The sequence below is a fragment of the Microbacterium sp. 18062 genome, assembly GCF_902706225.1.
Lineage (GTDB): Bacteria > Actinomycetota > Actinomycetes > Actinomycetales > Microbacteriaceae > Microbacterium.
Genome location: NZ_CACSKB010000050.1, coordinates 21084 through 27344, shown reverse-complemented (window position 1 = coordinate 27344; position 6261 = coordinate 21084). Strand labels below are relative to the sequence as shown.

Sequence of the window (6261 nt, the reverse complement as noted above, 5' to 3'; positions counted from 1 at the left end):
GCCCGCCGCGTCGGCGAACCAGAACCCAACCCAGAGGAGGTCCCCGAACCCGACTACCGAGCCCTCACCGCGTAACCCCACGAAGAATCACGAGACCGATCCGTACACCACCTCAAAGGACTTGACCACGTCCGGCGCCTGTGTCCCGCAGCGGCGCCAGATACTCCCGCAGCCGCCGCAGTTTGGCGTAGCTGCTGCAGATTGATGTAGCCACTGGGGATTGATGTAGCCCCCTCAGCTCCCCGTAGCCGTCGGGCGCAGCAGCGAGGATTTTGATCACGGCCGTTGCACGCAACTGCAGCCATCGCAGGTTGATGCGGCCAGCGAGGGCTGATGTAGCCATCCCTGGCTCCCGCAGCCAGCGAGGGCTGCCGTAGCCATCGCAGGTTGACGCAGCCATCGCGGGTTGGTGCCGCCATCCGGGGGACTGGGCGGCGGTCGCCTGACAGGGATCGTGTGATGGCGCCTGTTTCCTGCCGTGGCGCTGGAAGTTCCTGCAGCCATCACAGGTCGGTGTAACCATCACAGGCCCACAGGCCCACAGGCCTCTGGTCGCCGGTGCCGGGACACCGAACGCCCGAGGCGCGGCGCGGCATCCGGCTCTCGTAACAGCGCCGACATACGGGCAGACGAGGATGGCGGCATGCCCCTCGCCTCCGCGCTCTCCGCATCCCTGCCCTCCTGGCTCCTCGACGAGCTCGACGACCTCCCCGCCGTGCTGTCGACGGCGGAGGACCGGATGGACCTCGTCAACGCGCTCGCCGACCGCAACTGGCGCGAGGGCAGCGGAGGACCCTTCGCGGCGATCGTGGTCGACACCGCGACCGGTGCGCTCGTCTCGGCCGGGGTGAACGTGGTGCTCGCCTCGGGGCTGAGCTCGATGCACGCCGAGGTGACGACGCTCAGCCTCGCGCAGACCGCCCTCGGGCGCTGGGACCTCGGCGCCGGGGGCGCCGACCTCGAGCTCGTGGTCAACTGGCGTCCGTGCGTCATGTGCTACGGATCCACCATGTGGAGCGGCGTGCGCTCGCTCGTCGTGGCCGGCGAGGGACCGCTCCTCGAGGAGATCACCGGGTTCGACGAGGGACCCGTCGTCGCCGACTGGGCGGAGCAGTTCGAGAGCCGGGGCATCCGCGTCTCGATCGGCACGCGGCACGACGAGGCCGTCGCGGTGTTCCGGGCCTACGGCGACAGTGACTCCATCGTCTACAACGCCCGCGGCGCGGTGGAATGACGGGCTCCGTTGCCCGATCGTGATCGCGGCGTCCCGGCGGCGCTGAGATACTGACCGGATGAAGCTCATGCGCATCGCCGTCGGCGCCGTCGTGATCGCCGCCGCCGCCGGACTCGGCGCGTGCTCCTCGTCCGAGTCGACCTCGGACGCCACCCTCATCGGCGGCGACGTGGTCGCGCCCGTCACGCAGACGGCGGAGGACCTGCGGGGCGCGACCGTCGACCTCGTCGTCGGCCAGGTGCTCAACATCACGACGGGCGATCTCGCGGTCGACAGCTACACCGGCGAGGTCGCCGATCCGGCCGTGGCGACCTTCGTCGCCGGGCGCGAAGAGGGCAGCGCCGCCTTCGACCCGGGGGTCGAGGCCGTCGGCGAGGGAACGACCGAGGTGACGCTGACCAACGCGGACGGCGGCATCCAGCCGCTCGAGTTCACGGTCGTCGTCACCGCGAAGTAGCCGGATACCGTCGGGGCATGGCGGATGCGGCGAACCACGCGGAGTTCACGGACCGGCTGACCGCGCTCCGTGCGCAGGCCGTGCGCGACGCGCTCGCCCGTCGGGAGGCGGTCGGCGGGGTGATCGCCGCCCGCGGCGACCCCGCCGGCGCCGACGACGAGCACGACCCGGAAGGGGCCACGCTGTCGACCGAGTGGTCCCGCCTCGAGGGGCTGCGACTCGGCGCGCTCCGCGAGATCGAGGAGATCGACGCGGCCCTCGCCCGGATCGCCGACGGCAGCTACGGCGTCTGCATCCGATGCGGGCGGCCGATCCCCATCGAGCGGATGCGGGCGCGACCGACGGCGGTGACGTGCGTGCCGTGCGCCTCCGCGGTGTGACGGCGGGAGCGAGGCGCGCAACTCCGATCGGCGGGTGACAGAGGGGCAGGAGCGTCTCGGCTCGCGAGGGAGGAGGAGTTGCGAGGCACGCGACGCGGAGCCGGACACGGCCGGATCGGCCCGGCCTAGGGCGACTCCGCCGTGTCGATGAGGCTGTGGTGGATGCGGTGCAGGTCCTCGAGCAGCGAGCCGATGAGGATCCAGTGCGCGGCCGGGGGCCTCGCGATCTCGAGCGGTGTCGTCAGGGCGGGCGGCTCGTCGACCGCGGCGTCGCCGGGGCGACCCACCCGCTCGACGTCGTGCGCCGCCCGGCGCAGCTGCTCGGCGATCGCGCGCACGTGCGGCTCGCCGACGATGTCGGGCGAATAGTGATCGTACACCGCGCGGGTCATGCCCGTGACCTGGGTGACGATCGGCGTGTACAGGGCCAGCATCCGTGTCATCTCGGCGAGCTCCGCACGGTGCGGACCGCCGCGCGGGTTGAGCGTCAGGGACTCGGAGCCGGCCGTGATCGCCGCATCCGCGGCGTCGCGCATCGGGCGCATCAGCCGCGCCTCCAGCATCAGCTCCTCGAGCTGCGGGCGGTCGAGCACGGTCGTCAGCGCGTCGGCGAGCCGGTCGAGGGATGCCGAGAGCTCGGTGCCGAGCCGCGCCGTCGCCTCGCGGGCCGGCTCCACCGCGACGGGCGGCACGAGCAGCACGTTCACGACGATCCCCATCACCGCGCCCAGCAGCGTCTCGATCACGCGGTCGAACGCGTAGCCGGGGGTGGCGGTGCCGAGGGACAGCACGAGGATCGCACTGATCGCGATCTGGCTCGCCGCTCCCGGGGCGAGGCGCAGCGCCCACGCGATCAGCAGACCCGCGGCGGTCGCCACGAGGATCACCCACGTGGCGTTGCCGAGGAACAGCCCGAGGGCGGAGGCGAGCAGCACGCCGGCGATCACACCGACCGAGCGCTCGATCGCCTTGCTGAACGACTGGTTGACGCTCGGCTGCACGACCAGCAGCGCGGCGATCGCCGCGAAGACGGGGAGAGGCCCCGGGATGAGCCATTGCGCGAGCAGCCAGGCGCCGATCGTCGCGACCGCCGACTTCACGACGAGCAGCAACGGCGTGCGGCGTGCGGCGCGGATGCCGGCGGGCAGGCGCATCATCGCATCACGGCTGCCGCCGACGGAGCGCCCGGGCCGCGTCCGACGCCGGCGTGCCGAGCTCGCGGGCGGTGAACGTCAGGTCGTAGCCGCCGCTCACACCGCGCGTGGCCCGGAGCGTCGCGGCGTCCAGGCCCGACCGCGGATTCGCGAGCAGGGCGTCGGTGCGGCGGAACCTGAGACCGAGCTCGCCGCGCGGCGTCGTGCCGATGCGGTCGACGTCCGCCCACGGCACCGTGCCGACCTTCGCGATCCGGATGCCGTCGGCGTCCGCACGCAGAACCGTCGCGTGACGGAGCTGATTGATCACCGACGTCCCGCCGCCGACCCCGAAGACGCCGATCGCGGCGACGCCGAGCAGGAGCCCGACGGTGTTCTCGCCGTTCAGGAGGACGATCACGACACCGAGCAGGGCCGCCAGCAGACACAGCACGCCGAGCACGATCAGACGCCCACGGGGCGTGACGAAGCGGACGGTCGAGGGGACATCGGTCACGCCACCAGCCTATTCCGCAGGATGCGGAGCGGATCAGCGCATGAGTCGGCCGCTCGCGGCGACCAGGGCACGGCGGGGGAGCAGGCGGGTGAGCGCCGCGACGGCCGCGTGACCGCGCCCCGGCACGACCTGCGCGGGCGGGCGGCGTCGGTCGAGCGCACGCAGCGTCGCGTCCACGACCTGTTCCGCCGTCAGGTAGACGCCGTCCGAGCCGATCGAGCCGCCCGCGACGTCGAAGAACTCGGTGCGGGTGGGGCCAGGCGAGACGGCGAGGGCGGTGACGCCGGTGCCGCGCAGCTCGTTCGCGAGCGCCTCGGTGAGATGCAGCACGTACGCCTTCGTCGCGGAGTACACGGCCATGTGCGGGATGGGGGCGAGGGCGGCCATGCTCGCGAGGTTGACGATGGCGCCGCTTCGGCGACGCACCATGTCGGGGACGAACGCGCGCACGAGGGCGGTCAGCGCCCCGACGTTGAGGCGCACCATCTCGTCGAGGCGATCGGGGTCGCTGTCGATCACGTCGCCGCGCAGCCCGAACCCGGCGTTGTTCACGAGCGTGCCGATCGTGAGGCCGCGCTCGGCGACCTCGGCGTGCAGCGCCGCGCCCGCGCCGGGGTCGGAGAGATCCCGGGGCAGCACGGTCACGTCGACGCCGGTATCGGCGCGGAGACGTCCGGCGAGCTCCTGCAGCCGGTCCTCCCGGCGCGCCACGAGCACCAGGTCGATCTTCCGGCGGGCGAGGCGGGTGGCGAACTCGACGCCGAGGCCGGAGCTCGCGCCGGTGACGAGGGCCGTGGTTCCGGGGATGAGGGTGCGCATCCGCCCATGCTCGCAGTCGCGGCCTGGCGAGAGGCCGGGGTTGACGACCGGCGGGTCGTCGCACGAACCTGGGTGCTGCCCGTCGAAAGGATCCGCATGACCGTGCCCGCCGCCTCCACGCCCGACATCTCCCTCAACACCGGCGCATCCCTCCCGCGCCTCGGCCTCGGAGTGTGGCAGGCCACGGACGACGAGGTCGAGCTGGCCGTCGCCGTCGCCCTCGACGCCGGCTACCGCCTCATCGACACCGCGGCGGCTTACCGCAACGAGCGCGGGGTGGGGAGGGGGCTCGCCGCGACGGGCCGGGCGCGCGACGACGTCTTCGTGACGACGAAGCTCTGGAACCAGGACCGCGGGCGCACCGAGCCGCTCGCCGCGATCGATCGGAGCCTCGAACGACTGGGCCTCGAGTACGTCGATCTCTATCTGGTGCACTGGCCGGGCGGCGACCGCCGGGAGCGCATCGACACCTGGCAGGCGATGGAGGAGATCGCCGCGACCGGGAAGGCCCGCGCGATCGGGGTGTGCAACTTCGCCCCGCACCACCTGCAGGACATCCTCGACACCGGCGGCATCGTGCCGGCGGTGAACCAGATCGAGCTGCATCCGCATCTGCCGCAGTGGGTGACGCGCGCGTTCGACGCCGACCACGGGATCGTCACGCAGTCCTGGAGCCCGCTGGGCGGGACGAGCAACTCGGGATGGGGCGGAGCCTCGAAGCCGAACACCCTGCTGTCCGATCCGGTGATCGCGCAGATCGCGGACGAGCTGGGCGTCGCTCCCGCTCAGGTGCTGATCCGCTGGCACCTGCAGAACGGGCTGAGCGTGATCCCGAAGTCCACCGACGCGGACCGCATCAGGCAGAACGCCGACGTCGTCGGCTTCGCGCTGAGCGGCGCGCAGATCGAGCAGATCGCCGCTCTCGAGAACGGAGAGCGGGTCGGGTTCGACCCCGACGACTTCGTCTGATCCGCGGCCGGAGCGCCGATGCGTGCCTCGGCGCTCAGCGCGGCTCGTCGTCGTCCGTGTCGTCGTCGGCCTCGGCGCGCAGCAGGGCTGCGATCGCGGCGTCGAAGTCCTCGTCGGTCGCGGTGGCGGTCAGGCCCGGCTCCGCGTCGAGCACGAGATCGAGCGTCTGACGCAGCAGGTGTCCGGTCGTGCCGGACTGCAGCAGCGCCTGCTGGTCGAACGGGCCGAGCGGGGCGATGCCGGCCAGCTGCCACGTCGAGGTGATCGGATCGTCGGCGAGCGCGATGCCCGGGTCCCAGGTGGTGGGGGAGAACTCGGCCGCCCGTGCCAGCACCCGGCGGACGGTCCGCTCGGTCTCGTCGCGCAGCGGTCTCAGCTCGTCCTTCCACTCCAGGTGCGGCACGTCCTCCACGAGCGCCCGCGGATACGGATCGTCGTCGAGCCATTCGGTCACGCGGATGCGGCGACCGCCGTACGCGAGCACGACGATGTCCTCCGCGCCGGGGGTGACGCGGGTGATCCGCGCCATCGTGCCGATCGCGAACCGATCGTCGCCTCCTCCGGTCTCGTGGCCGCGCTCGATGAGCGTCACCCCGAACGAGGGCGTCTCCTCGTCGAGGAGGCGCCCCAGCATGATGCGGTAGCGCTCCTCGAAGATGCGGAGGGTCAGGGGCATCGCGGGGAGGAGCACCGTGCCGAGCGGGAACATCGCGACGGGTTCCATCGCCCCAGTCAACCATCCGACCGGGCAT

General features: G+C 72.3%; 8 protein-coding genes. 4 read left to right on the top strand and 4 right to left on the bottom strand.

Going from position 1 to position 6261, the window contains the following annotated elements:
- Positions 1 to 643 precede the first annotated feature (643 nt).
- From GVL03_RS15620 to GVL03_RS15610, 3 genes are read left to right on the top strand one after another with little or no spacing between them, the layout of a single operon-like run.
- The gene (locus GVL03_RS15620; protein WP_159501933.1) at positions 644 to 1234 is read left to right on the top strand and encodes a nucleoside deaminase; all 591 of its coding nucleotides are present in this window, start codon (positions 644 to 646) and stop codon (positions 1232 to 1234) included.
- A 58-nt stretch (positions 1235 to 1292) separates the two neighbouring features.
- Positions 1293 to 1691, top strand: coding sequence for a hypothetical protein (locus GVL03_RS15615; RefSeq protein ID WP_159501932.1), 399 nt, complete (start codon positions 1293 to 1295; stop codon positions 1689 to 1691).
- Between the two features lie 17 nt (positions 1692 to 1708).
- Positions 1709 to 2071 (top strand): TraR/DksA C4-type zinc finger protein, encoded by a 363-nt coding sequence (locus GVL03_RS15610; RefSeq protein WP_159501931.1) that lies wholly within the window; start codon positions 1709 to 1711, stop codon positions 2069 to 2071.
- 125 nt (positions 2072 to 2196) lie between these two features.
- Here GVL03_RS15610 and GVL03_RS15605 read toward each other — a convergent pair whose 3' ends face one another.
- The 3 genes from GVL03_RS15605 to GVL03_RS15595 are packed head-to-tail and all read right to left on the bottom strand — an operon-like array spanning position 2197 to position 4540.
- On the bottom strand, positions 2197 to 3228 hold the full coding sequence (locus tag GVL03_RS15605; RefSeq protein WP_306770347.1) for an aromatic acid exporter family protein: 1032 nt from the start codon (positions 3226 to 3228) through the stop codon (positions 2197 to 2199).
- A 4-nt stretch (positions 3229 to 3232) separates the two neighbouring features.
- Positions 3233 to 3721, bottom strand: coding sequence for a hypothetical protein (locus GVL03_RS15600; protein ID WP_159501930.1), 489 nt, complete (start codon positions 3719 to 3721; stop codon positions 3233 to 3235).
- Between the two features lie 33 nt (positions 3722 to 3754).
- Entirely contained in the window at positions 3755 to 4540 is a 786-nt protein-coding gene (locus GVL03_RS15595) for an SDR family oxidoreductase (RefSeq protein WP_159501929.1), read from the bottom strand.
- 96 nt (positions 4541 to 4636) lie between these two features.
- On the opposite strand from GVL03_RS15595, the gene GVL03_RS15590 reads away from it, so the two are divergent.
- Positions 4637 to 5509 carry an aldo/keto reductase gene (locus tag GVL03_RS15590; RefSeq protein ID WP_159501928.1) on the top strand — a complete coding sequence of 291 codons (873 nt, stop codon included), beginning with the start codon at positions 4637 to 4639 and terminating at the stop codon, positions 5507 to 5509.
- 34 nt (positions 5510 to 5543) lie between these two features.
- Here the strand turns inward: GVL03_RS15590 and GVL03_RS15585 are convergent, their stop codons facing one another.
- On the bottom strand, positions 5544 to 6233 hold the full coding sequence (locus tag GVL03_RS15585) for an LON peptidase substrate-binding domain-containing protein (protein ID WP_159501927.1): 690 nt from the start codon (positions 6231 to 6233) through the stop codon (positions 5544 to 5546).
- Positions 6234 to 6261 lie beyond the last annotated feature (28 nt).